This window comes from Amycolatopsis pithecellobii, assembly GCF_009707865.1.
Lineage (GTDB): Bacteria > Actinomycetota > Actinomycetes > Mycobacteriales > Pseudonocardiaceae > Amycolatopsis_E > Amycolatopsis_E pithecellobii.
The window spans coordinates 25,210-46,742 of record NZ_WMBA01000018.1; the positions used below are offsets into that span (position 1 = coordinate 25,210).

21 protein-coding genes are annotated in these 21,533 nt (G+C 71.4%); 5 read left to right on the forward strand and 16 right to left on the reverse strand.

What is annotated here, in order from left to right; all coding sequences use genetic code 11:
- Positions 1 to 27 precede the first annotated feature (27 nt).
- Positions 28 to 1,035 carry a hypothetical protein gene (locus GKO32_RS14195; protein WP_312867912.1) on the reverse strand — a complete coding sequence of 336 codons (1,008 nt, stop codon included), beginning with the start codon at positions 1,033 to 1,035 and terminating at the stop codon, positions 28 to 30.
- Here GKO32_RS14195 and GKO32_RS37975 point away from each other — a divergent pair.
- From GKO32_RS37975 to GKO32_RS14210, 4 genes are all read left to right on the forward strand, one after another.
- Positions 998 to 1,471: a hypothetical protein gene (locus GKO32_RS37975; protein WP_166459543.1), complete on the forward strand. Its 474-nt coding sequence runs from the start codon at positions 998 to 1,000 to the stop codon at positions 1,469 to 1,471. The two genes, GKO32_RS14195 and GKO32_RS37975, sit on opposite strands and share 38 nt — an antisense overlap.
- A gap of 320 nt (positions 1,472 to 1,791) precedes the next feature.
- Entirely contained in the window at positions 1,792 to 2,391 is a 600-nt protein-coding gene (locus GKO32_RS14200; protein ID WP_312867913.1) for a ferric reductase-like transmembrane domain-containing protein, read from the forward strand.
- Entirely contained in the window at positions 2,388 to 2,594 is a 207-nt protein-coding gene (locus GKO32_RS14205) for a ferredoxin (RefSeq protein WP_312867914.1), read from the forward strand. The genes GKO32_RS14200 and GKO32_RS14205 overlap by 4 nt, the downstream gene beginning before the upstream one ends.
- Positions 2,591 to 3,802 (forward strand): NAD(P)/FAD-dependent oxidoreductase, encoded by a 1,212-nt coding sequence (locus GKO32_RS14210; RefSeq protein ID WP_312867915.1) that lies wholly within the window; start codon positions 2,591 to 2,593, stop codon positions 3,800 to 3,802. Before GKO32_RS14205 ends, GKO32_RS14210 begins: the two co-directional genes overlap by 4 nt.
- On the opposite strand, the gene GKO32_RS14215 is transcribed toward GKO32_RS14210, so the two are convergent.
- The 15 genes from GKO32_RS14215 to GKO32_RS14285 form a co-directional block, all read right to left on the reverse strand.
- A complete protein-coding gene (locus GKO32_RS14215; RefSeq protein ID WP_154757330.1) occupies positions 3,792 to 4,412 on the reverse strand; it encodes a sugar transferase in 621 nt (206 codons plus the stop codon). The two genes, GKO32_RS14210 and GKO32_RS14215, sit on opposite strands and share 11 nt — an antisense overlap.
- Complete coding sequence (locus GKO32_RS14220) at positions 4,413 to 5,078, reverse strand: PIG-L deacetylase family protein (protein ID WP_154757331.1); 666 nt, start codon at positions 5,076 to 5,078, stop codon at positions 4,413 to 4,415.
- Positions 5,075 to 6,097: a methionyl-tRNA formyltransferase gene (locus tag GKO32_RS14225; protein WP_166459546.1), complete on the reverse strand. Its 1,023-nt coding sequence runs from the start codon at positions 6,095 to 6,097 to the stop codon at positions 5,075 to 5,077. The genes GKO32_RS14220 and GKO32_RS14225 overlap by 4 nt, the downstream gene beginning before the upstream one ends.
- Positions 6,098 to 6,114: 17 nt before the next feature.
- Positions 6,115 to 7,392: a metallophosphoesterase gene (locus tag GKO32_RS40145; RefSeq protein WP_154757333.1), complete on the reverse strand. Its 1,278-nt coding sequence runs from the start codon at positions 7,390 to 7,392 to the stop codon at positions 6,115 to 6,117.
- Positions 7,389 to 8,711, reverse strand: a complete 1,323-nt coding sequence (locus GKO32_RS14235) for a lipopolysaccharide biosynthesis protein (protein ID WP_154757334.1) — start codon at positions 8,709 to 8,711, stop codon at positions 7,389 to 7,391. Before GKO32_RS14235 ends, GKO32_RS40145 begins: the two co-directional genes overlap by 4 nt.
- The gene (locus GKO32_RS40150; RefSeq protein ID WP_154757335.1) at positions 8,708 to 10,003 is read right to left on the reverse strand and encodes an O-antigen ligase family protein; all 1,296 of its coding nucleotides are present in this window, start codon (positions 10,001 to 10,003) and stop codon (positions 8,708 to 8,710) included. The genes GKO32_RS14235 and GKO32_RS40150 overlap by 4 nt, the downstream gene beginning before the upstream one ends.
- Entirely contained in the window at positions 10,000 to 11,226 is a 1,227-nt protein-coding gene (locus GKO32_RS14245; protein WP_154757336.1) for a phosphotransferase family protein, read from the reverse strand. Before GKO32_RS14245 ends, GKO32_RS40150 begins: the two co-directional genes overlap by 4 nt.
- Entirely contained in the window at positions 11,223 to 12,662 is a 1,440-nt protein-coding gene (locus GKO32_RS14250; RefSeq protein WP_154757337.1) for an RtcB family protein, read from the reverse strand. The genes GKO32_RS14245 and GKO32_RS14250 overlap by 4 nt, the downstream gene beginning before the upstream one ends.
- Positions 12,653 to 13,810 carry a glycosyltransferase family 4 protein gene (locus GKO32_RS14255; RefSeq protein WP_154757338.1) on the reverse strand — a complete coding sequence of 386 codons (1,158 nt, stop codon included), beginning with the start codon at positions 13,808 to 13,810 and terminating at the stop codon, positions 12,653 to 12,655. Before GKO32_RS14255 ends, GKO32_RS14250 begins: the two co-directional genes overlap by 10 nt.
- Positions 13,807 to 14,769, reverse strand: coding sequence for a hypothetical protein (locus tag GKO32_RS14260; protein ID WP_154757339.1), 963 nt, complete (start codon positions 14,767 to 14,769; stop codon positions 13,807 to 13,809). Before GKO32_RS14260 ends, GKO32_RS14255 begins: the two co-directional genes overlap by 4 nt.
- Before the next feature lie 8 nt (positions 14,770 to 14,777).
- A complete protein-coding gene (locus GKO32_RS14265) occupies positions 14,778 to 16,271 on the reverse strand; it encodes a polysaccharide biosynthesis protein (protein ID WP_154757340.1) in 1,494 nt (497 codons plus the stop codon).
- Entirely contained in the window at positions 16,262 to 17,446 is a 1,185-nt protein-coding gene (locus tag GKO32_RS14270) for a DegT/DnrJ/EryC1/StrS family aminotransferase (RefSeq protein ID WP_154757341.1), read from the reverse strand. Before GKO32_RS14270 ends, GKO32_RS14265 begins: the two co-directional genes overlap by 10 nt.
- Positions 17,443 to 18,375 (reverse strand): glycosyltransferase, encoded by a 933-nt coding sequence (locus GKO32_RS14275; protein WP_246243727.1) that lies wholly within the window; start codon positions 18,373 to 18,375, stop codon positions 17,443 to 17,445. Before GKO32_RS14275 ends, GKO32_RS14270 begins: the two co-directional genes overlap by 4 nt.
- A gap of 5 nt (positions 18,376 to 18,380) precedes the next feature.
- Complete coding sequence (locus GKO32_RS14280; RefSeq protein ID WP_154757343.1) at positions 18,381 to 19,706, reverse strand: GumC domain-containing protein; 1,326 nt, start codon at positions 19,704 to 19,706, stop codon at positions 18,381 to 18,383.
- A 72-nt stretch (positions 19,707 to 19,778) separates the two neighbouring features.
- A complete protein-coding gene (locus GKO32_RS14285) occupies positions 19,779 to 20,507 on the reverse strand; it encodes a LuxR C-terminal-related transcriptional regulator (RefSeq protein ID WP_154757344.1) in 729 nt (242 codons plus the stop codon).
- Positions 20,508 to 20,698: 191 nt separating this feature from the next.
- On the opposite strand from GKO32_RS14285, the gene GKO32_RS14290 reads away from it, so the two are divergent.
- On the forward strand, positions 20,699 to 21,466 hold the full coding sequence (locus GKO32_RS14290) for a hypothetical protein (protein ID WP_154757345.1): 768 nt from the start codon (positions 20,699 to 20,701) through the stop codon (positions 21,464 to 21,466).
- Positions 21,467 to 21,533: the final 67 nt, after the last annotated feature.

The window sequence follows — 21,533 nt, forward strand, 5'->3', positions numbered from 1 at the left end:
ACCACATTCGAAACAGCCCCTGGCGGCTCAGCCCTGGCAGGCCAGCATCTGCTGCGCGGCCTGCAGACGCTGCGTCAAGAACGCGGCCAGGCTCATGCCCGCGTCCGGGGATGGGGCCTGCGCGAACAGCCGCTGGTCCGTGGCGAGGCGAGCGGTGCCGATCTTGGCCAGGTTCGTGCAGTACGCCTGGGGGGTATCGGTTCCGGTGTTCACCGCCGGCTGGCCGACGCCCGCCCGGTACAGGTTGGTCTTCGCCACACTCTGCTGCCCGTCGACCTGGGTCATCGGGTCGTTGAGCGGCACGAGCGCGACCGGCGGGCCCTGGTGTGCGGCCGCTTGGAGTTCGTCGAGCGCCAGTGACGTGCCCGGCGCGCCGTTGTTCGTGAGATCGGGCGCGGTGAAGGGCTTACAGCCGAGCGCCGGGTCGATGAAGTTGTCCAGCAACCCGTTGTCGCTCCCGTTGGTCAGCTTGGTGCCGGCGATCGTCCCGGCCTGCGCGGTGCGGCCGTCCGCGGTGGCCACATAGGCGGTCGTCACGTTGTCGCTCTGGTCCTGGTCGACGACCCCGAAGTCCCGCACGGTCGGGCACGCCAGACCGTCCTTGCCGGTGCCGAGCGCGGGCACCGTGAGCTGTCCCTTCGCGATGGCGTTGTTCGCGGCGGTGAAGAACGCCGGAGCGTTGCAGTGCGCGAACTGGCCGAACGGCGATCCATCGGCTCCGTTGACACAGGCCCCGGCGGTGAGTGCGTTGCCTTCGCCACGCAGGGTCAGCGTGTCGCCGTTGAAGCCGAACCAGATACCCACGACCGCGCCGGCCGGCAGGGCGGGCGCGACCGGCGCGGCGGCCGGCTTGGTCCCGCGGTCCACGACGAGCGGCCGGTAGATCGACAGCGCACCGGTGGCGGGATCGACGATCGTCGCTTCGACGAACGCGGACTGGTCGGCGTTCGCCTCATGGCAGGCGCCACCGGGTTCGGTGCCGCTGAGCACATACGGCGTGGCCAGGCCCGCGGCCGACAGCGGGTTCGCCGGCACGGTCAGCGTGCAGTTGGCGTTCGCGGCGGGCGTCGCTTTGGGCGGCTGTTCCGGTTTCCGCGGCTTCTCCGGCGGTGCCGGGGTGCCCGCTGACGGGGACGGCGAAGTGGTGCTCGTGCCCGCGGGCGGCTGCATCGTGGGCTGTGCGCCGCTCGACGGCGTCCCGGTCGGCTGCGCACCGGGTGGCTGCGCTCCCGTCGACTGTGTCCCACTCGGCTGTGCCGAGGTCGACTGTGCCGAACTCGCCTGTGTCCCGGTCGGTGGTGACCCCGCCGGTGGCGAACCGGTCGCCGTGGCGGATGTCACGCCGGGAGCCGGGGCCTGGGTGTTCGCGGCGTCGGCCACGTTTCCCCCGCGGTGCGAGGTCATTCCGGTCCCGGTGACGAACACCACCGCGGCCAGCGCGATGGTGAGCAGCACGGTGCCGAGCAGGTAACGTCGGGCGGCATGGGGCGCACGATGGCGCCCAGGTCGCTGTGCCAAGAGTTTCTTCTCCTCATGGGGTGATCTTGACGGGCGTTTCCCGTCCCCCCAGACGAACGAGGGCGGACGCTAGCACACATAACGTGGCGATAACAGGCCCATAACTCTGTCCTCTGTGGACACACCGGGCGCAGAACGCATGTGAGCTTCTTTTTCCAGATATGAGTACAAGATCGTTGACGCAGCGTGCAGTCATTGTCGTTCGCACGGAGTTCGGTGTACGTTGCCTGCCATTGTCATATCGAGATGTTTTCGTGATCTATAAGGGTTGCCGTGTTGGTTGTCGAGATCGCGTTCGCGGACGCGTTCGAATCCCCGCATGACGCCGGGGTGCACGAGGTCGCCGCGTTGTCGGCGCACGCCGCTTTCGTGTTCCTGTGCCTCGGCCTGTGCTGGGGTGTCTTCACCAGCACCGGCTGGTTGCGCCGGCTCACCGGACGTCAGGCCACCCGCAACAGTCACGTGGTGCTCGTCACGCTCGCCCTGGCCTTCGCGATGTCACACGCCACGGCATTCGTGTTCATGGAAGGCGATCGGCTCGGCCCGCTGGACCTCGCCGTCCCGTTCCGTGCCGGAGATCTCACCGTCGCGCTCGGCATCGTCTCGGTCGAGCTGATGCTCGCCCTCGTTGCGTCCACGCTGGTCCGCCGGCTGCTGAGCCACCGCCGGTGGCTGTGGCTGCACCGGCTCGGCTACCCGGCGGTCGCGCTCGGTGTCGTGCATTCCTTTACCGGGGCGCTCGTCGACGGTCATCTGCGTGCGCTCTGGTTGTTCGGCGTCGCGCTGGTGGTGCCCGTGGCGCTCGTGGCCGGCCTGCGCTTCCTGCCGGCCCGCCTGTTCACCACGGCCGGGCTGCTGGAGGTACGCCAGTGAGCAGGCATCACCTCGTGGTGACCGTCGACAACCATCGCTGTCACCGGTACGGCATCTGCGAAGCCGAGGCGCCGGAGGTGTTCCGGCTCACCGTGGACGGGCGGCTGGACTACCGGCGGCGGCCGTCGGCCGGCAGCCGTGACGACGCGCTGGCCGCCGCCCGCGGCTGTCCCATGCAAGCGATCCATCTGGAGGTGCGGTGAGCCGGCGGCACGAACGCATCGTCATCGCCGGCGCGGGACTGGCCGGGCTGCGTGCGGCGGAACGGGTGCGCGAACTCGGGTTCACCGGCGAACTCGTCATCGCCGGCGCGGAGCGGCATCGCCCCTACCATCGCCCGGCGCTGTCGAAACAATTCCTCGCCGGGGATCTCGGCCGCCGCGAGCTGACCCTGGCCGGCTATGTCGATCTCGACGCGGACTGGCGCCTCGGCAAGACGGTCCGGCGGCTCGACCCGCAACGGCGGCTGGTGCAGATCGGCCGGGCCAAACCGCTTCGCTACGACGGTCTGGTGATCGCGACGGGAGTGCGGGCCAGGACGCTGCCCGGCGTGCCGAGCGATCCCCGGGTGCGGGTGCTGCGCACCATCGAGGACGCCGAGGCGCTGCAACGGTTGTTGCTCGCCGACGACCGGCCCTGCGTCATCATCGGCGGGGGTTTCACCGCGACCGAGCTCGCCTCCACCCTCGCCGAGCAAGGCCGCGACGTCGTGCTGGTGTCCCGGTCCGGCTCGCTGCTCGGCGCGCTCGGCCCGGAGCTCGGCGGGGCAGTGGCCCGGTTGCACCGCGGGCACGGCGTGCGGGTGTGGCTGGAAACCCAGGTGCGCCACTGGATTCCCGGCGAGTGGGGCATCGGGTTGCACCTGACCGGCGGGCGGTTCGTGGCCGCCGGATCGGTCGTACTCGCGGTCGGCGGGGAACCGGAGACGGAGTGGCTCGCCGGGTCCGGCGCCGACATCGCCGACGGGGTGCTGTGTGAGCCGACATGCCATGTCGCAGGCCTGCCGGACGTGGTCGCGGCCGGCGATATCGCGCGCTGGCCGGTCCGGCGCGGGCAGCCCCCGCGGCGCGTCGAACACTGGCTCAACGCGGTCGAGATGGGGCGCGCCGCGGCCGGAAACCTGTTGTCCGGCCGGGCGTCGGCGATCCCGTTCGAGCCGTTGCCGCGGTTCTGGACCGAACAGTACGGACAGCGCTTTCAGGCGGCCGGGGCCGTTGGGCCGGAGTACGAGCGGGTCGCGCTCGAAGGCGACCCGCTCGACGGCGCGGGCGTGCTCGGGTACACCGGCGACGAGGGATTGGTCGGTGTCGTCACGCGGGAACGTCCGCGGGCGATGGTGCGGTGGACGGCCGAACTGTCGGGCCGCGGCGCCGTCGGCCGGCATCGGCTGCTCGAACCGCTCACCGCTTGAGCACGACCCGTGCCGTTCGCGTCAGCAGGGCCAGATCGGCCCGGATTCCGCGCCGGGCCAGATAAGCGAGATCGAGCGCCAGCTTCGGGTGCAGGTGATAGGCGACATAGTGGGCCTCGGGATCGGCCGCCACGGTCAGTTCCTGGCTCTGCGCGGCGGCGAACAGCAGCGCCCCCGGACCGAGCACGCCCGGCCGGACGGTCAGCAGCTCGCGCTCGGCCGGACTGTAGTAGCAGATGAACCGCTCGACCTCCGGGCGCGGTCCGATCAGCGTCATATCCCCGCGCAGCAGGTTGACCAGTTGCGGGAGCTCGTCGAGCCGGGTCGCGCGCAGCCAGCGCCCGACCCGGGTGATCCGGGGGTCCTCGCTGCCGCTCACCACGGGCCCGATGTCCTCGGCGTTCGCGACCATGGTGCGGAACTTCCAGATGACGAACGGACGCTCGTCCCGGCCGACCCTGCATTGCCGGTACACCACGGGACCGCGGCTGGTCAGCCTGATCGCGAGGGCGATGCCGGCGAACAGCGGCAGCAGCGCGATCAAGGCGGTCACGGCGACGATGAGGTCGGCGCCGCGCCGCAGGCGGGTATCGGCCACGATTTCCGTCATTCACGTCACTTCCCGCAGTACCTGGAAGGCTTCCGCGGCGCCGCGGCCCACCCGGCTGCCCCAGTAAGCGGCCCGTTCGCGCAGTGCGTGCAGGGACCGGGGGTGAGGATAGTCACGTAGTTCGCTTTCATAGCAGGACATCGCGTCGAGCTTGTCGTCCAAAGTGGACGTCACATCGACGAAGAGCGCGGGGGAGAACGTGGCACCCTCGACCGGCCAGGCCCATTCGGTGGACGACGGGGTCTCGAACACCGCGAACAAGCGCAGCCCGGGCAGCACATACGGCCGGCACGCGGTCCAGGCCGCCCGTGCCACCACGCCGTGATCCGCGTTCACGTCACCGGGGAAGTGGGTGTAGACGACATCCGGCCGCAGCCGGTCGACGACCTTTTCGACCTCCTGAGTCACTTCGAGCAACGGCATCGTGTCCAGCCGCTGGTCCGGGAGCGAAAGCTGGTGCACCGAAGCGAATCCGAGCACTTGCGCCGCGCGGCGGGTGCATTTCGCGAGCACCTCGGCCATCCCGCTGGCGTACCGGCTCGTCGCCCCGTCGGCGACCAGCAAGGCGTGCACCCGGTCTCCACAGTGGACATGGCGGGCCAGTGTGCCGCCGGCGCCGAGTACTTCGTCGTCGGGATGAGCGGCCACCACGAGCACGGTGTTCATCGCGCGAGCACCTCCGGTCGCGGGCCTTCCCCCCGTGCCCAGCGGGCGAGCGGCGGCGGCACGGGCGCGAACCGGTGCCCTGGCCGGATTCCGCGCCGGGCACACCAGGCGGCCGCGGGCTCGGGCGGTTGGTCCGGTGCAGACATCTCGGTGACCACGACGCTGCCCGGCGCCGTCGCGACCCGGACTCCGGCCGGGTCCACCGCGAGGATCGTGCCCGGTGGACCGTCCGGTTCGGACCGATGCGGCGGGCGGGTGCGCCAGATCATCGTGCGGTGGCCGTCGAGGTCGCTGAACGCGCCGGGGTAAGGCTTCGTGAGGGCCCGCACCCAGTCGTGGACGGCGCGGGCGGGCCGGTTCCAGTCGAGCACTCCCATCTCAGGGGTGCGGCGCGGGAGCACGTCCCCTTCGGTGGCGCGCTGCGGCCGGCGCGGCGCGGTGCCGGCCAGCAGCGCCGGGAGATGCTCGGCGAGCATCCGCGCACCGGCCGCGGCGACGCGCTCGTACACCGTGCCGCAGGTGTCGTCGAGCAGGATCGGTACCGGGCACTGGTCGATGATGTCGCCGGTGTCGGCACCGGGATCGAGGAACAGCATCGTGTTGCCGGTCCGGGTTTCGCCCCGCAGGATGGCCCAGTTGACCGGGGCCCGTCCGCGATGACGCGGCAGCAGGGACGCGTGGAACCCGACACAACCGTGGGCGGGCACCGACAGCAGTTCGGGCCCGAGCAGGCGAGTCCAGCCCGCGACCACGAGCAGATCCGGTTCCAGCGCACGCACCGTGTCCCCCACCGCCGGTGCGTTGATATCGGCGGCCTGCAGCACGCGCACGCCCTCGTGCCCGGCGACCTCGGCCAGGTCGACGGCGCCGGACAGCCGCTTCGCCTGCTCGGCGGGCGGCGCCATCGCGGCGACGACGCGCGCCGCCGGGTGAGTGAGCAATGTGGACAGTACGGGCCGTGCTTCATGGACGGCGCCGACGAAGACGACACGGCCTTGAGTCCATTGTGGACCGGGCATCCCGGAACCTCCCTCGTTCATGACCCGCCCCGGCAGGTGACGTCGCCGTGGTCGCGGACTTGTCCCGACACGTCCTGGAACTGGTAAGTGGCGTGGTCGTCCGACAGCTGCAACTTCAGCGCGCCCGGGTTCGTGCTGTGGTTGTCGAAACCGGCGGCCATCCGCGGATCGGTGCTGATGAACGGGCTGAGCCACTGCCCCGTGGTACCGGCCACGAGCTCCGTCACGCCGGCCGGGTTGACGGAGCCGTCCGCGCCGAGGGGTTGCCAGCGTTGATAGTTGTGCGCGTGCCCGCTGAGAGCGAGCGTCACGTGATTCGCCGCGAACAGCTGCCAGTACGCGTTGTATTCGGTCGCCGGCGGGTCGGCGTCGACGGTGAAGAACGGCCGGTGGTAGTACACCAGCGTGCACGGTGCCGTGTTGCGCGCGAGGTCGTCGGCCAGCCAGCGGTACTGCGGCGAGGTCACCGCGCCCTGGCCGTACTCGGCGGTGTCGTCGAGGCTGACGAAATGCCAGGCGCCGATGTCGTAGCTGTAGTAGTGCGGAATCCCGCCCCAGTAATCGACATACGGTGCGGCGGTACTGCTGAGGGCATATTCGTGGTTGCCGACGGTCGGGTTCGTGATCGGCCGGAACCGGGAGAAGAATGAGCCGTGTTCGCCGTAGAAGTTCAGCATTTCTTCGCTGGACCCGTTGTCGTAGACGTCGCCGAGGTAGAGAAACAGGTTGGGGCGCCACGAATCGATGAGGCCGGCCACCTGTTGCTCCCGCGTCATGCCCGAGGCGCCGTCACCGCCGGCGGCCACCACCAGCGGCGCCCCGGGCGCGGGCGCGGTTCCGGCCGTCGGGGTGAAGGGCGGTGGCGGCGGGGGTGCGGGTGTGTCGGCGAAGGTCACCGGCAGCTCCAGTGGTGGTGAGTCGTAGCCGCCGCTGAAGGACACACGGGCGGACAGGATGTGCGGGCCGGGCGGGAACAGGTAGGTGTGCAACGTGAACGTGTACGGCGATTGCTCGTCGTACAACAGGTAGGACCCGTCGAGGCTGTAGGTGACGCCGTCGACCTCGGGCGCCGCGCCGGCCACGGCCACCCTCGCGTGCACCGTGGCCGGGCCGGGCAGGATCGCGTGATCGGCCGGTGCGGTCAGGCACAGTGTCACCCGGAAGCCTTGTGGCGCAACGGAAAACGAGCACGGCGGGCTCACGCCGGCGACCGGGGGACTGTCGGCACCGGTGAGCCCGAAGACCAGGGCGAGAATGGCCACCAGTGCGGCGGCGAGTGACACAGGGGCGGTCACGCTGGTTCACCGCCTTCCGGGACGGCCACTGCCACGGAGCGCCGGACGAGACCCAGCGTGATGGTGGTGAGCAGTCCGGTGGTCACGAGGTAGGCGATGCTGGAGGCGACGGCCGCACCGACCGCTCCGGCGCGCGGGATCAGCACGAGGTCGAGTGCCACGGTGACCAGCGCGCCCGCGCCCATGCCCCACGAGTTCGCGCCGGGCCGGCCACGGCCGCACAGGTAGGCCGAGGCCACGGCGGCGGCACCCTCGACGGCGAGCCCGGCCAGCAGGATGCAGGCCGGCAGCACGGCCGAACGGAAGGCGGGCCCGTACAGCAGCGGCAGCGTGATCACCGACGCGCCGGCCAGCACCGGCGTCATGGCGGCGGTCGCGGCCACCGCCCGGCGCAGCAGCCGCCGCACGTCCGCGTTGGCTCCTGCCTCGCTGAGGCGGGCGAACCGCGGGTACAGCACGTAGTTCAGCGCCGTCGCCGGCAGGCGCATGAGCTCGGCGAACTTCGACGCGACCGCGTACACGCCGACGACGGCGGGACCGGCGAGCACCCCGAGGACCACGAAGTCCAGCCGGAGGTTCACCAGCATCAGCAGGTTTCCGAGCTGACCGCGGGCGCCGTACCGCATGACGCCGTACGCCAACGGAACGGAAGGCCGTGACCAGCCACGGAAAAACCCCGTGCCGCCCAGCCGTCCCAGCGTGGTCACCGCGGCGGCGATCCCGCCACCGGCCAGTCCGGCCACCACGGCGTCGATGCCCCGCAACCCGGCGAGGCTCGCGAAACCGTAGGCGGGCAGGAACATCAGTTCCTCGCACACGATCACGAGGTTGGCGCCGCGCATGTCCGCCGCGCCCTGGCAGCAGGCCTTGCCCCACACCGTGGTCAGCTGCGTGATCACTGTGACGGCCATCAGCGCGACGAGCCTGGCAGGCATGGCGGTGAACAAGTACCGGTGCAGGATCGGGGTCGCGGCGATCCACAGCAACGCCGCGACACCGGCACCGAGGACCGCGAGCACCGCGAGCGTGGGCCGCAGGCGCGGATCCGCACGGCTTTCGCCCGCGATGAAGAAGGTCGAGGCGACCGGCAGCCCGCAGCTGAACACCACACCGAACAACCACGGCAGCACCCGCAACAGGGTGTACTCGCCGAGCACGGTGGGGCCGCCGAGCCGGCCCACCAGCACACTGGCCACGGCCACGATCAGCAGCGCGGTGCCTTGCGCGGTCAGGTTCCGCACCGCGCCGCGGCGGCCGAGCGGACCGCTGTCGCCGGTGCTCCACCATCGCCGTGCCACCGCCGGGATGCCGGGCTTCACGACGGTCGCCCCACGCGGTCGCCGGCATCCGGCCGCGACGCGAGCACGGCCACGAAGATCAGCAGGATCCACACGAACCGGAAGTGCAGGACCTGGTAGTAGGTCCCGGCCACGGCCATCGCGAGCAGGGCCGCGACCAGCCCGGCCGGGCGCGCCACTTCGGCCGCGAACCCTTCACCGGGCGGCGCACGCAACGCGCGCCCGGCCCGCCAGCCCGCGACCAGCACGAGCATCGCGATCCCGACCACGCCGAACACGCCACGCTCGGTCAGCGCGGCGAGGTAGTCGTCGTGCGCTTCCTTGGCATAGGGGTAGTTCCGCTCGATCAGCAACTGTTTCGTGGTGCGCGGCCCGCTGCCGAGCACCCCGTCGGACTGGTACAGGTCCATCGACTCCTGCACGAGCAGCGTCCGCTGGGAGCTGCTGCCGTTGCTCCGGCCGAGCGAGTTGACCAAATAGGACTGTCCTGATTGGAGCGCCCAGGTCTGCAGCCGGGAAAACGGCACGAGCCACAGCCCGAGACTGACGACGGATGCCAGCGCCAGCACCACTGCCAGCGCGCCCACCACTCCGCGCCGCCGGTAGCAGGCGACCAGCGCGAGGAAACCGAAGGCGATGAGCAGTTCGAGCACGCCCCCGTTGGACTCGGTGAGCACGATGGCCCAGGTCAGCATCGCGTAGCCGAACCAGCGGAGCGGCCAGTGCTTCGGGCGTTTCGCCGCGAACACCATCAGCAGCGACACCACCCAGTAGGCCGATGCGTAATTCGGGTCACCCAAGGTGAACAGTGCCCGGTTGCCTTCGGCCTGGGAGAGTCCCTCCAGCGGTGTGAAGCCCACGAGTGAAGCGACCACGAGAACGGTGGCCCAGACGATCGACGAGTAGGCGAAGGTCGCCGTCAACCACCGCAGCACACCGGGGCGGCGCGCGATGTTGTACAGCGCCACGGCCCACGCGATCAGCACCAGGTCCTGGAAGATCTCCAGCAGGGAGGTGCCGGGCAGGCTGCCTGCCAGCCCGGCGATCCCGCCGGCCACGATCATGATCCCGAACGGCACCACGTACGGGGCGCCGAGCTTGCGCCCGCTCGTCGCCGCCCAGATCACGAAGAACAGGATGGTGGCCGCGGTGAACAGGTCCACCGGGGAGGAGTTGCCCGGTCCCGACGGCCGCAGGATCGGCTGGAACACCATGGCGGTGCAGGCCGCCAGCGCGGTGGCGCGCTCGGCCGTCCCGCGCTGCGGCCGGGGGAGTTCGGCCAGTGGCGCCCGGAGCCCCATCGTCGCCGTCACGCGGGCACCTCCCCGGTGAGTCGCTCGAACACCCGCAGGTGGTGCTCGGCGAAGGTGTGATCGCTCGCTTCGGCCGCGACCGCGGCGATTTCGGCGAGGACGGCGTCACGGGCGCAGGCGGGGGACACGCCGAGCCGGGACAGACCGGTGTGCAGGAAGTCGCGGATCAGCCGTGGGTACCAGCCGTCGCCGTCGAGTGCGTAGGCGACCGCGGCGCCGGGGCGGGCGAGCAATCCGTGATGCCCCCGCACCGGACGGCCGGGCCGGGTGTGCCGGTCGAGATAGTCCGAATAGGACAGTGCGAACCGGGCGAGATCGCGGACCGGGTTGCCCGCGGGGCCGGCCCATTCCCAGTCGACCACGCCGGTGATCGCGCCGCGGTCGGTGAGCAGGTTGCCCGGCCAGAAGTCGCCGTGCACCGCGGTTCGCGGCGCCTGGTGCCGTCGTAACCGGTCCCGCAGCGCGGAAAGCCGGTCTTGCACGGCTTTCCTGGTGGCCGGCCGTTGCCGCAGGGCCTCGCCGACGCCGGGCGCGACATCGAGCGGTGCCGGGTCGCCGGCGGTGGCGGCCTGGAACCGGGCGAGCCAGGCGCCGGCGGCCGTGAGGTCCGCGCGTACGGTCGCGGGCCTGCTCGTGTGCCCGTGCCGGTGATAGCCGACGAGCATGGGGGTGCCGGGTACCGCGGTGGTCACCAGCGCGGGTCCGGGCGCGACCGTGAGGACTTCGGGGATCGATTCACGCAGCGAACCCACTGGCAGGGCGGCAATCCCGCGTAACCGGTCCGCCTCCCGCAGCACGCGCGCTGCGCCCCCTTGTTCGGACGGCACCTTCACCGCCCGGCTCGGCCACCGCGCTCCGGGTCTGAACAAGAGCAGCATCAACCGTGCGTCGGGATCGTGGCTGTGCCGCAGAATCAGCAGCCGGTGCCCGGCCATGAGCTCGCCGAGGGCCCCCGGGCCGCCGGGCGACTGCACATGCGGCACCAGCCGCCACGACACCGGGATGCGCAACGTTTCCCGGGCCGCGGTGAAAACCCAGGCGGGCAGGGAACTCCGGGGTGGCGGGGCGAGCAGCGCCGTCCGGACGTACCGCAGCACCGACGGGTCGTCCTCGGCGATCACCAAGGGCTGCCGGCGGGACGGCAGCGCGACGAATCGCCTGCCGGGCGGCAACATCGCCTGCCACTGGGCCGGTCCTGTGTCCATTGTGGCCGGACTGGTCATGTCAGCACCGCGAAGGGGCGTAACCGGGCGACCGGGCGGACCAGGCCGTTCCCGGTCAGGATGCCGACCGCCGCGTCCACGCCGCGGTCGTCCAGTTGCGGGATCTCGCGGGGCGCCGCGTCGGTGTAGCCGTAACGCAGGGTGCGCCGCCCCGCCGGATCCGAGCCGGAAAGTCCTTTGTGGACAAAGCTGCTGATGATGCTGCCCGTGCCGTGGCAGGCGGTGTACAGGCTGCGCTGCGCCTCCGGCGCCGGCACACACAGGAACGACGAGGTGCGGTTGGTGCCGGGCACCAGCAACGGCTGCCCGGTACCGGCGAAGGCAGGATGCCCGGCCATCAGCTCGGCGGGCCACGCCCGCGCGGCGTTGTGCCGGTGCACGAACGCGGGCCGCCCGTCGACCGTCTCCTCGTAGACCGAATTGTGCGGGGAGTCGACCACCAGCCGCAGCGAAGCGCCGAACGCCTCACGCGCGAAGCTGCGCAGCGCGGCGTAGGTCGCCAGGCGGTAGGCGAACCCGTAGTTCATCGACAGGCGCTGCGCCAGCATCACCCGGCGCCCCTCGTCGCCCTCGATGGGAATGGACGGGCAGCCATGCGAGAAATAGCTGGCATAGCGGCGCCGTGCCTTCGCGATACTGCCCGCGCCGATCAGGTGGGAAAGCGGTTTCTGCACCGCCATCTCGGTCCGCAGCAACCGGGACGCGGCCTTGCGGCGGGCGTACATCTCCCCGATCTGGCCGGTGAGCACCCCGCCCCCGTTGTGGAACTGCATCGTCACCTGTCCACTGTGGACACCGAGACGCTCGGCGATCTCCGGCTCGAACACCTCCTCGACCTGTTGCAGTTCCAGGAAATGCGTGCTCGGGCCGATCGAGCCGAACCGCAGCCGGGCCAGCTGGACGCAGATCCACGGCAGCTCGCGGCGCGCCCGGTGCGCCCCGCCGTATTCCTCCACCGGCAGCCGCCCGAACTCCTCGACCCGGTCGAGATCGGCCCCGTCCAGGCCATAGCGTTCCGCGGCGAAGCCGGCCCCCTCGACGGCGGCACGCAGCACTTCCGCCCTGGACAGCTCGAACCGCCACCCCGGCGGGTTCGGGTAGCGCTCACGCACCCGCCGGTAGAAATCGTCCACCGCGGCAACGGGCGGCAGGTCGATGTCCAAAGTGGCCAGTGCCATGCCGCAGTTGAGGGCCGCGTCGGTGAGCGACGGGCGGATCGCGTCGCGGGTGGCGACCGCGATGCTGGAGGGCATCTCCGACTTCTCCTTGTGGCAGAAGTCCGGCAGCACCACCGGTGGCGCGGCGAGGTCCGCGGTCGCCGTTCCTTCCCGCAACCGGCCCAGCAGTGCCGGATCGGCAGGCGCGTCGGCGCTGTCGAACACGGTCAGGCCGGACCCGGCTTCGCCGGACGGGTGGGTGAAGACTTCTACGTGCACGGGAACTCCTCGCGGTCGACGATGCTGGGCAGAGGCTGGTAAGCGGCTTCGAGCGCGTCGGTGAGGGCGCCGGTGCCGAAGCGGTCGTCGAGCTGTTCCCGCGCGGCGACCGCCAGGCGGGCCGCCTCCCGCGGCCGGTCCAGCAGATACCCGATCGCGCCGGCGAGCAGGCCGGGACGGCACGGCGGAACGAGCAGCCCGGTCTCGCCGGGCCGCACCACATCGGGCACCGCGTTGACCGCCGTCGCAACCACCGGCACCCCGCAGGCCATCGCCTCGACGATCGCCACCGGCAGGCCCTCGTACCTGCTGGGCAAGGTGAACACGTCGAATGCGGGCAGCAGCGCCGGCACGTCGGCCCGTTCCCCGGCCAGCACGATGCGCGCGTCCGGCTCCGCTTCGCGCGCCAGCGCACGCATTCGCGCCGCGAGCTCGCCGTCGCCGATCCACACGCCGGTCACCTCCGGCCGGTGCAGCGCGGTCATCGCGGCGATGAAATGTTCCGGGGCCTTCTGGTAGGACAGGCGGCCGACGGCACCCACGACGGGCGCCGAACCGGGCAGCCGCAACGCATGGCGCGCCCGCGACCGGGCCTGCGGCGACACCGGGCACGCGGCGTCCACGGGCACCGCGATCGTGCGGATCCGCTCCGGCGGAAGCAGGCCGCGCCGGATCGCCTCGACCGCCACCGCGGTGCCCACGCACAGCGCGACATCGGTGATGCGGCCCAGCCGGCGTTCGACCCGGATGTAGGCGTGGCGCCGCGGCACGGACTGGAACTCGTGGAACGGGAAACCGTGGTAGGTGTGCACGATCCGGGGGACCCCGGCGCGGTGCGCGGCCAGCCGCCCGACCGCACCCGCCTTCGCGCTGTGGGTATGCACGACATCGAAGGAGCGCCGCGAAAACAGGGCGGTGAGGCGGCGCACCGCGAGAAAATCATCGCGGGGAACGATCGAAGCGCGCAGCGCGGGCTCCACGATCACCTCGGTCTTGGCCTCGCCGAGTAGCCGGTCACCACTGCCGGCGATGATCGTCACCTCGTGGCCCCGGTCGGCCAGCGCCTCCGCCCCGCGCAACGCCACGATCCCGGCACCGGCCTGCAACCGCGTCACCACCGTCGCCACCCGCAGCCGCCCGGCAGTCATGACGTCACCGCCGGGGTCAGCAACTCGGCGAGCCCGGCACCGGGTTTCGCACCGAGCACGATTTCGCATGCGGGCAACCGGTCCGACAGGATGCCGGCGATCTCGCGGATCGGCGGGTGCACGGGCCCGATGCCGGTCCCCAGCGCCAGCGTCGCGGCGAACGGCCAGTACCGCTGCAACTCCCCGGCCATGTAGGTGCCGGCGATCAACGACTTCGCCGCCGCTTCCGGCACCAGCCGTCCCACCGTGGGGCGGTCGGCACCGTTGCGCCTGAGCACGACGAGACGATCGGGTCGCAGCGTGGGAACCCGGCCCGGGAGCGGGCGTTCCCGGCGGCCGTGCGGCATCCGGCGGCCACCGCCTCCCTCCACGCGCACGGGTTCGACCAGCCCGTACGCCTGGTAGCCATCGCTCACGCAGAGGTTGTCCGAGCAGGCGTGTTCCCCGGCGTTCACCGCGTCGAGCAGCAGTGTCGAGCGGCCGATCCCGCCCGGCCCGGCGAGCAGCGGGACCCCATCGCCGAGCGTCACCGCCGCCGCGTGCAGCGGGACCCGGCCACGGCGGCCCGCCCACCACAGCGCCGGATAGTGCAGCAGCGCCGCCCGCGCGAGCAGATGGAACCGCGATCGCAGCGCCAGCGACGCGAGCCGTTCCCGCTGTGGCGGCCGCCAGCGGGCCTCGATCTGGAACCGGTCGCCGCGGGCCGTCAGCCAGAGATCGAAGCCGCTCCCGCAGGCGTTGAGCAGCACCACCGCCCCGCCGCACCGGTAGGCGCCACGGGTCAAGGGTGTGGCCCCGCCGAGGTGGAACGGTTTCGGCTCGGCGGTCACCGTCAGCTCGATGCCACCGGGCTCGCCGTCATCGGGACCCCAGGCGCCGGGGCAGGCTTCCGCGAGCAGACCGGAGAGCCACCCCGGCGGGCAGTCGGCTCGCAGGCGTTCCCCCGCCTGAATCATCATGGCGCGCATCAGAAATCGTCGGGGTAGAAGGCGTCGAACAGCTCGCGCGCGGTCGGCACGTGGGGGCCGGCCGGTCGGTAACCGGGGATCAGCTTCGCCAGCCAGCGCCCGGCGGCTTCGGCGTCGTTGCGCTCGGCGGCGTCGTACAGTTCGCCGAGCCCGGCGTCCAGGTCGGGCGGCACCGGCCGGCCGCGGGTCGCGAAGATCCGCGGATGCCCGGTCGGGATCCTTTCCTCGGTCTCGCCGAGCAGGGTCTCGCTCAGCTTTTCGCCGGGTCGCAGCCCGGTGAACTTGATCGTCACGTCGGGGACACCGGCCAGCGCGGCGTAGGCCTCGACCAACGACACCAGTTGAACCGGCTCGCCCATGTCGAGCACGAACGTCTCGCCGCACTCGGCCATCGCCGCGGCCTCCAGCACCAGCCCCACCGCCTCCTCGACGGTCATGAAGAACCGGTCGACGGCCGGGTCGGTGATGGTCACCGGTTCGTGTGAGGCGATCTGGTGCGCCAGCACATCGAGGAACGACCCGCGGCTGCCGAGGACGTTGCCGAACCGCACCGACCCGGTGACGATGCGGTCGCCCGTGTGGGAGCGCACGATCAGTTCGGCGAGACGTTTCGTCGCGCCCAGCACCGAGGTCGGTGCGGCCGCCTTGTCGGTGGAGATCAGCACGAACCGGTGCGCACCGTGGGTCACCGCCGCGTCGACGAGGTTCTTCGTACCCTCCACATTGGACTTCACGCCCTCGCACGGATGCCGCTCCAGCAACGGAAGATGCTTGTGCGCGGCGGCGTGGAAGACGAGTTCCGGGCGCAGCGTGGCGAACAGCTGGTTCACCCTGGCCACGTCGCGGATGTCGGCGACGATGAGCTCGTCGGCCTCCAGTAACGCTTCCCCGGTGATTTCGAGCTGGAGCCGGTGCAGGTTCGATTCGTCGTGGTCCAGCATGTACAGCGCTTCCGGCCCGTAGGCACGGATCTGCCGGCACAGTTCGCTGCCGATGGACCCGCCGGCCCCGGTGACGAGCACCCGGCGGCCGCGGATCAGCGCCGGCGTCGCCGGGCGGATCACGTTGATCTCCTCGCGTCCCAGCAACGCGGCGGGGGACACCTCGTAGAGATCACCGGCCCGGCTGCCCCGTTGCACCGCGGCGTGGAAGGACGGCAGGTACCGCACCCGCGCGCCGGTGCGGGTCGCCCGGTGCAGGAGGGTGGCCAGCTGAACCGGGGGCAGTGACGGAATCGCGACGACGACGACCTCGACCCCCTCGGCACGCACCAGAGCGGGCAGGTCGGCGAGGCGGCCGAGCACCGGCAGGTGCGCCGCGTGCCGCTTGCGCAGGTCGTCGTCGAGGAATCCGATCGGCGCCAGCCCGCAGGACGGCGTCTGCTGGAGGTCGTGCGCGAGGGTGCGCCCCGCGTCTCCGGCCCCCACGATCAGCGTGCGTGCCCCGGACACGCTGGTGTCGCGTCGGTGGGAAGGCCAGTGCGTCACGCGCATGGGTCACCTCCGGTTCGGGCGAGGTCGGCGATCTGGTCGCAGACGTAATCGATGTCGCTGTCGGTCAGCCCGGGGTGCATCGGCAGCGACAGCAGTTGCCTGGCCACCCGGTCCGCGACGGGAAGCTGCCGGCACATCTGGGCACCGAGCAGCGCGCGGAAATAGGAGAAGTGGTGCACCGGAATGAAATGCACGGACGTGCCGACACCGCGCGAACTCAGCGCGGCGGCGAGTGCGTCACGGCTCAGCGGGTACGGCGCGGTGATCCGGACCGGATAGAGATGCCACGCGTGCCCGCCGCCGGCCGGGCGGGGCGGGAGCACGACCCCGGGCACCGTCGCCAGCGCGCGGTCGTACCGGGCGGCCACCTCCGCGCGCCGCCGTTGCCACGCCGGCAGATGCGGTAGCTGGGCGCGGCCGATCGCGGCCTGCAGGTCCGTGAAGTTGGCCTTGATCCCGTCGACCGCGACGTCGTAACGCCAGCTCGCGCCCGGACCGTAGCGCCGCCATGCGTCACGGCTCATACCGTGCTGGCGCATCTCGCGAAGCACACCGGCGAGACCAGCGTCGGTCGTGGTGATCGCGCCGCCCTCGCCGATCGGGAGGTTCTTGGTGGCGTAAAAGCTGAAGCACGCCGCGGCGGAGTCCGCGCCGACCGCCCGGCCGCCGATCATGGCGCCCAGCCCGTGTGCCGCGTCCTCGACGACTCGCCCGGCGGGCAGACCGGCCGCGTCCGCGAGGGCCGCGACCCCCACCGGGTAGCCGGCCATGTGCTGCACGATCATCGCCTGGGGCCGGACCTGGCCGGCCGCGGCGGCGACCGTGGCGGGATCGACGGTCAGCGTCCGCTCGTCGGTGTCCAGCAGTACCGGCTGAAGTCCACTGTGGACAATCGCGTGCACCGCGCCGCAGAAGGTGAGGGTCGGCGTGAACACCGGCGCGCCCGGAGGCAGGCGAAGTGCTCGTAACGCCAGTTCGATCGCGGCCGTGCACGAGCTGACGGCGACGGCTTCGCGTGCGGCGAGCCGGCCGGCGAACTCGTCCTCGAACGCCATCGTCTGGGGTCCCGTGGTCAGCCACCCGCTCGCCAGCACGCGCTCGACGGCCTCGTGCGCTTCCGCGACGATGTGGCAGCGCGCGAACGGCACCGTGCGAGTCCGCGTTCCGGCGGTCATGGCCGGCTCCGTGCGGCGGGCGCCCGCCGGGTGGCGAGCGCGCGGTGGTACCCGCTGAGCAGCCCCCGTGCGACCGGGTGCAGCAGGGCCTCGATGCGCTGTCGCGGCGGGCGGGGGGCGCCGCGCGGGAGCACGCCGTCGAGACTGGCCCGGACGCCGGCCGCGATCGCGGCCGGATGCGGGGGGACGACGAAACCAGTGCGGCCGAACCGCACGAGTTCGGCCGCACTGTCGGTGGTCGCCGCGATCACCGGGACCCCGGCGGCGACGGCGGCCGCACCCGGGTTGCACGCCGTCAGCGCGAGCCCGGCCGCGACGAACAGGTCCGCGGCGAGGAGCAGCTCGTCGAACGCGAGCGAGCCACCGGGTTCGTGGCGCATCACCACGACATCGGTCCGGTGCAGCCTGCCGATCGTCTCGGCCCACCCCGGCACACTCTGCCCGGGGCCGTGATCGGCGCCCACGACCAGCACGACCCCGGGTGCGATGCCGAGCCGGTCACGCACGCTCGAGCGGTCCAGCTTGCCGGCGGGCGGTCCCGGCGGCGCCACGAGGGGCAGCCCGTGCACGCGATCACCGTCGACGACGCCCGCCCCGACCAGGACCTGCGCCGCCATCCGGCCGTGGACCAGCCAGGTCCCGGCTCCGCCCGCGAACCGTCGCTGCCGGTGTGCCCAGCCCGCGGTCACGGCCAGCCCCCGGCGGCGAAGCACCACCCGGTCGACGGTGTGCACCCGGTGGGCCGTGCCGGGGCCACGCCATGGTGCGACCTCGCCGACCGTGTGCACCACTTCGGCGGGTTCGTCGGGACCCGCGAGCCGGATCAGCCCGGCGTCGGCGAGCATCCCGGTCGCGGCCTGAAGCACCCTGCCGAGGCCGCCGGCCGTGGCTGCACAGTCCAGCCTGACCCGGGGCGGTTCACCGGACATGACGGTCACGCCGGCCCCCCTTCACGGCTGCTCTCGCGACGCCGGAGAGCTCGCATGCCCAGGACGCCGAGCACCGGCCAGCCCGTGGCGGCGATGAGCGTGCGGATGTCGTCCACTTCGCGGTGGAGCGTGAGGTCGGGAGCCACGACGAGCAGACCGCGCCGCCCGTTCCCGGAGGTGGTGTCGACGTCGGGCAGCGCGCGAACCTCGACGGCCTCGTGCTGCGGCAGCAGCTCCATGACCGGATCGAGGGTGGCCGTGCGGCCGGGGTCGGCGAAGCCGGCAGGCCGTGCGGAAACCCCGTCGGCCGACGGGGCGCCCCCCGTGCCGTGGCCGGGCGACAGGCGGTTGGCCAGCTCCTCGGCGAGCGCGGACAGCCGCGGCGCGGGCAGCGGGCCGGTGACGACCATGGTGCCGGTCCCGGTCCGTGTCACCGTTTCCCGCAGCGCCACCGTTGTTGCGACGTCGATGGTGACCGCGTCGCCACCGTCCGGCGCCGGAGTCAGCCGGCCGAGGTCCACCGTGCCCAGCTCCCGCGCGAACTCACGCGCGCCGGCGACCCGCGGCCGGACGACCTCGAGCACGGTCGCGACCAGCAACCCCGCGATGAGACCGGCCAGCCCGGCGAGACCGAGATCCGTGGCGAGCTTCGACGGCGCCTGGGTGGCGGGTGGCGGCATCGAGATGACCGCCGCGGAACCACCGGTGCTCAGTACCGTCGACTGCAGCTGGCGCAGCGTCGATCCAAGGTCGTTGAGCTGTTGGTCCAATGTGGACAGCTGGGCGGACAGGTTCGCGGTGTCGAGTGGTCCGCTGGCGAGCGCGAGCTTCGCCGCGACCTGCTGGCGTTGCGCCAGCAGATTCTGCTGCTGGCTGGTCAGCTGGGTGACCAGCGCGGTGGTCCGCGGATCCCCCGCGCCGTTGATGAACGTGACCACCTGGGTGGCCAGCGCGCCGGCGAGACCGGTCGCGATCTGCGGGCTCGGGTCGGTGACGCTGACGTTGAACACCGCCGAGCTGCCCAGCCTGCCCACCGCGACGTCGCCGCCGGCCAGCTGGTTCGCGTCGCGGGTGGTGATGCCCGCTTGCCGGAGCGCATCGTTGATCACGGCGGGACTCGTCGCGATTCCTGCGACCCGGTTGAGCACCGCGTCGGCTTCGGTGTCCGTGCCGGGTGGGGTGCTCGATGCCTGGATCCGGCCGGTGGCCACATAGGACGGTGACGACAGTGCGTGCATGACGGCGACGACCAGCAGCGGTACCGCGACGAAACAGACCAGCAGCCGCCAATGGCCGGCGAACGTGCGGCGCAGGGCCTCGTTGAACTCCATTCGACCACCTCGAAGGGGAACGCGGGCGAAACCAGATTTCGACGCTAAGCGCGGGTCGTGGGGTCGTGACTCCTACCGATGAGGTAAATGCGTTACCTCAGATGTGGGGCGGCGGTCCGGCAGCTCGATCACCGCCGCGTCGCCGGGTGGATCCAGGCCGGCGGCGCGCACCTTCTGAACCGCCTCGAGCCGGCTGTGCACCCCGAGTTTCGCCAGTATCGCGCGGATATGGCTGCGTACGGTGTGCGGCGACAGGTACAGCTCCCGCGCGATGCGCGCACTCGACCAGCCGGCGGTCATGCCGGTGAGGACGTCGCATTCGCGAGTGGTCAGCACGTCGAGCAGCCGGCTGTGCACGCGCGCGCGATGGACGTCCTCGCGTAGTTCGTGCAACACGATGCCGAGCAGGTCGGCGGGGAAGAACGCCTCACCGCGGCACACCCCGCACAGCACCTCGACGAAGTATTCGGCGGAGCACTCCTTGCTCACCCACGCCGTCGCGCCGGCTCGCGCCACCTCGAGCGCCTGCGCGGCATCATGCGAACTGGTCAGGACGACGACGTGGGCATCGGGCGTCGCGGCCAGCAGCCGCTCGACCAGCCGCCCAGGCTCCGCCGGCGCGGCGGCGATCTCGACCGTGATCACGTCGGGCCGCAGCATCGCGATCACGGTGGTCAGCTGCGGGTCGCAGCTGGTGCCGTGGCCGACCACGCGCAGCTCGGGGTCGTCGGAGAGCAACGTGGAAAGTGCCTCCGTCAGGACCTGATGGTCGTCCACGAAGAACACCCGCGTCCGCTCCATCGGCACATCCTGAGCGACGGCGGGGGCGGTGTCCTCATCTGTTTGAAGGTGCACGGCACCCCCAAACGTACGAGGCTCGCGTGCCTGCGAGCGGCGATGCTGGCCCGGCGATGAAACGACGTCCCGATTCCGGAAGGGCGGTCGGCCACCTACGCCGGTGTTCGCGTACCGCCGCGGGCCTCGTCGTGATCATGATGCTCGCCACCGCGTGCATGAGCTCCGCGCCGAGCCCGCCGCCGCGTCCTTTTCTGACGGCGGTGCTGGACACCGGGGCGACGAATACCGCACAGTACGGATTTCAGCTTGCCGACGTGACACCGGCCGAGATTTCGGCCGTGCCGCCAGGACAGGAAGCCTTGGTGTGGCTGGGCGGATACGACAACAGCACCTGCACCTTGTCCTGGAGCGACGCCAAGGTCACCGCGCTATTCGCCCAATTCCAGCTCGCGAAAGCCCCCCGTACGGGTGCTTACTTTCTCGCCGACGAACCGAATTCCGCGGGCAATTGCCCCTCGGCGCCCGCCGACCTCCGTGCCCGCGACCGCCTTGTCCGCTCACTTGATCCCGATCCGCGGCACTTCACTTTGGCCAACATCGACGATCCCGCCCAGTTCCGTGCTTTTGCCGGCAGCACCGACGTGATCGGCACCGACCCCTATCCCTGTCTTTCCGGGCGTGCCTGTGACTGGTCGCTGATCCCCGCCTACATCGAGGCACTGCGCGCGGCGGGTGTGCACCGGTATGTGGCTCTGCTACAGGCTTTCGGCGCGGGCATGTACCGCTGGCCGACCGCGCTCGAACTGGAGCACATGATCGCGCAATGGCAGAAATCGGATTGGAGCGGGCAGCTCACGTTCGCCTGGAATTACGCCGGCGGCCGGCTGACTGATCATCCCGATCTGCTGGCGGTACTCCAGCGGCTCAACACAGATCCGTTTTTTCCGTTTTCTCCACCATGATTCTTACCCCGGACCGGACTTCGTAACGTCTCCGCGCATTCCAACGACACAATGACGAACGGGTTAA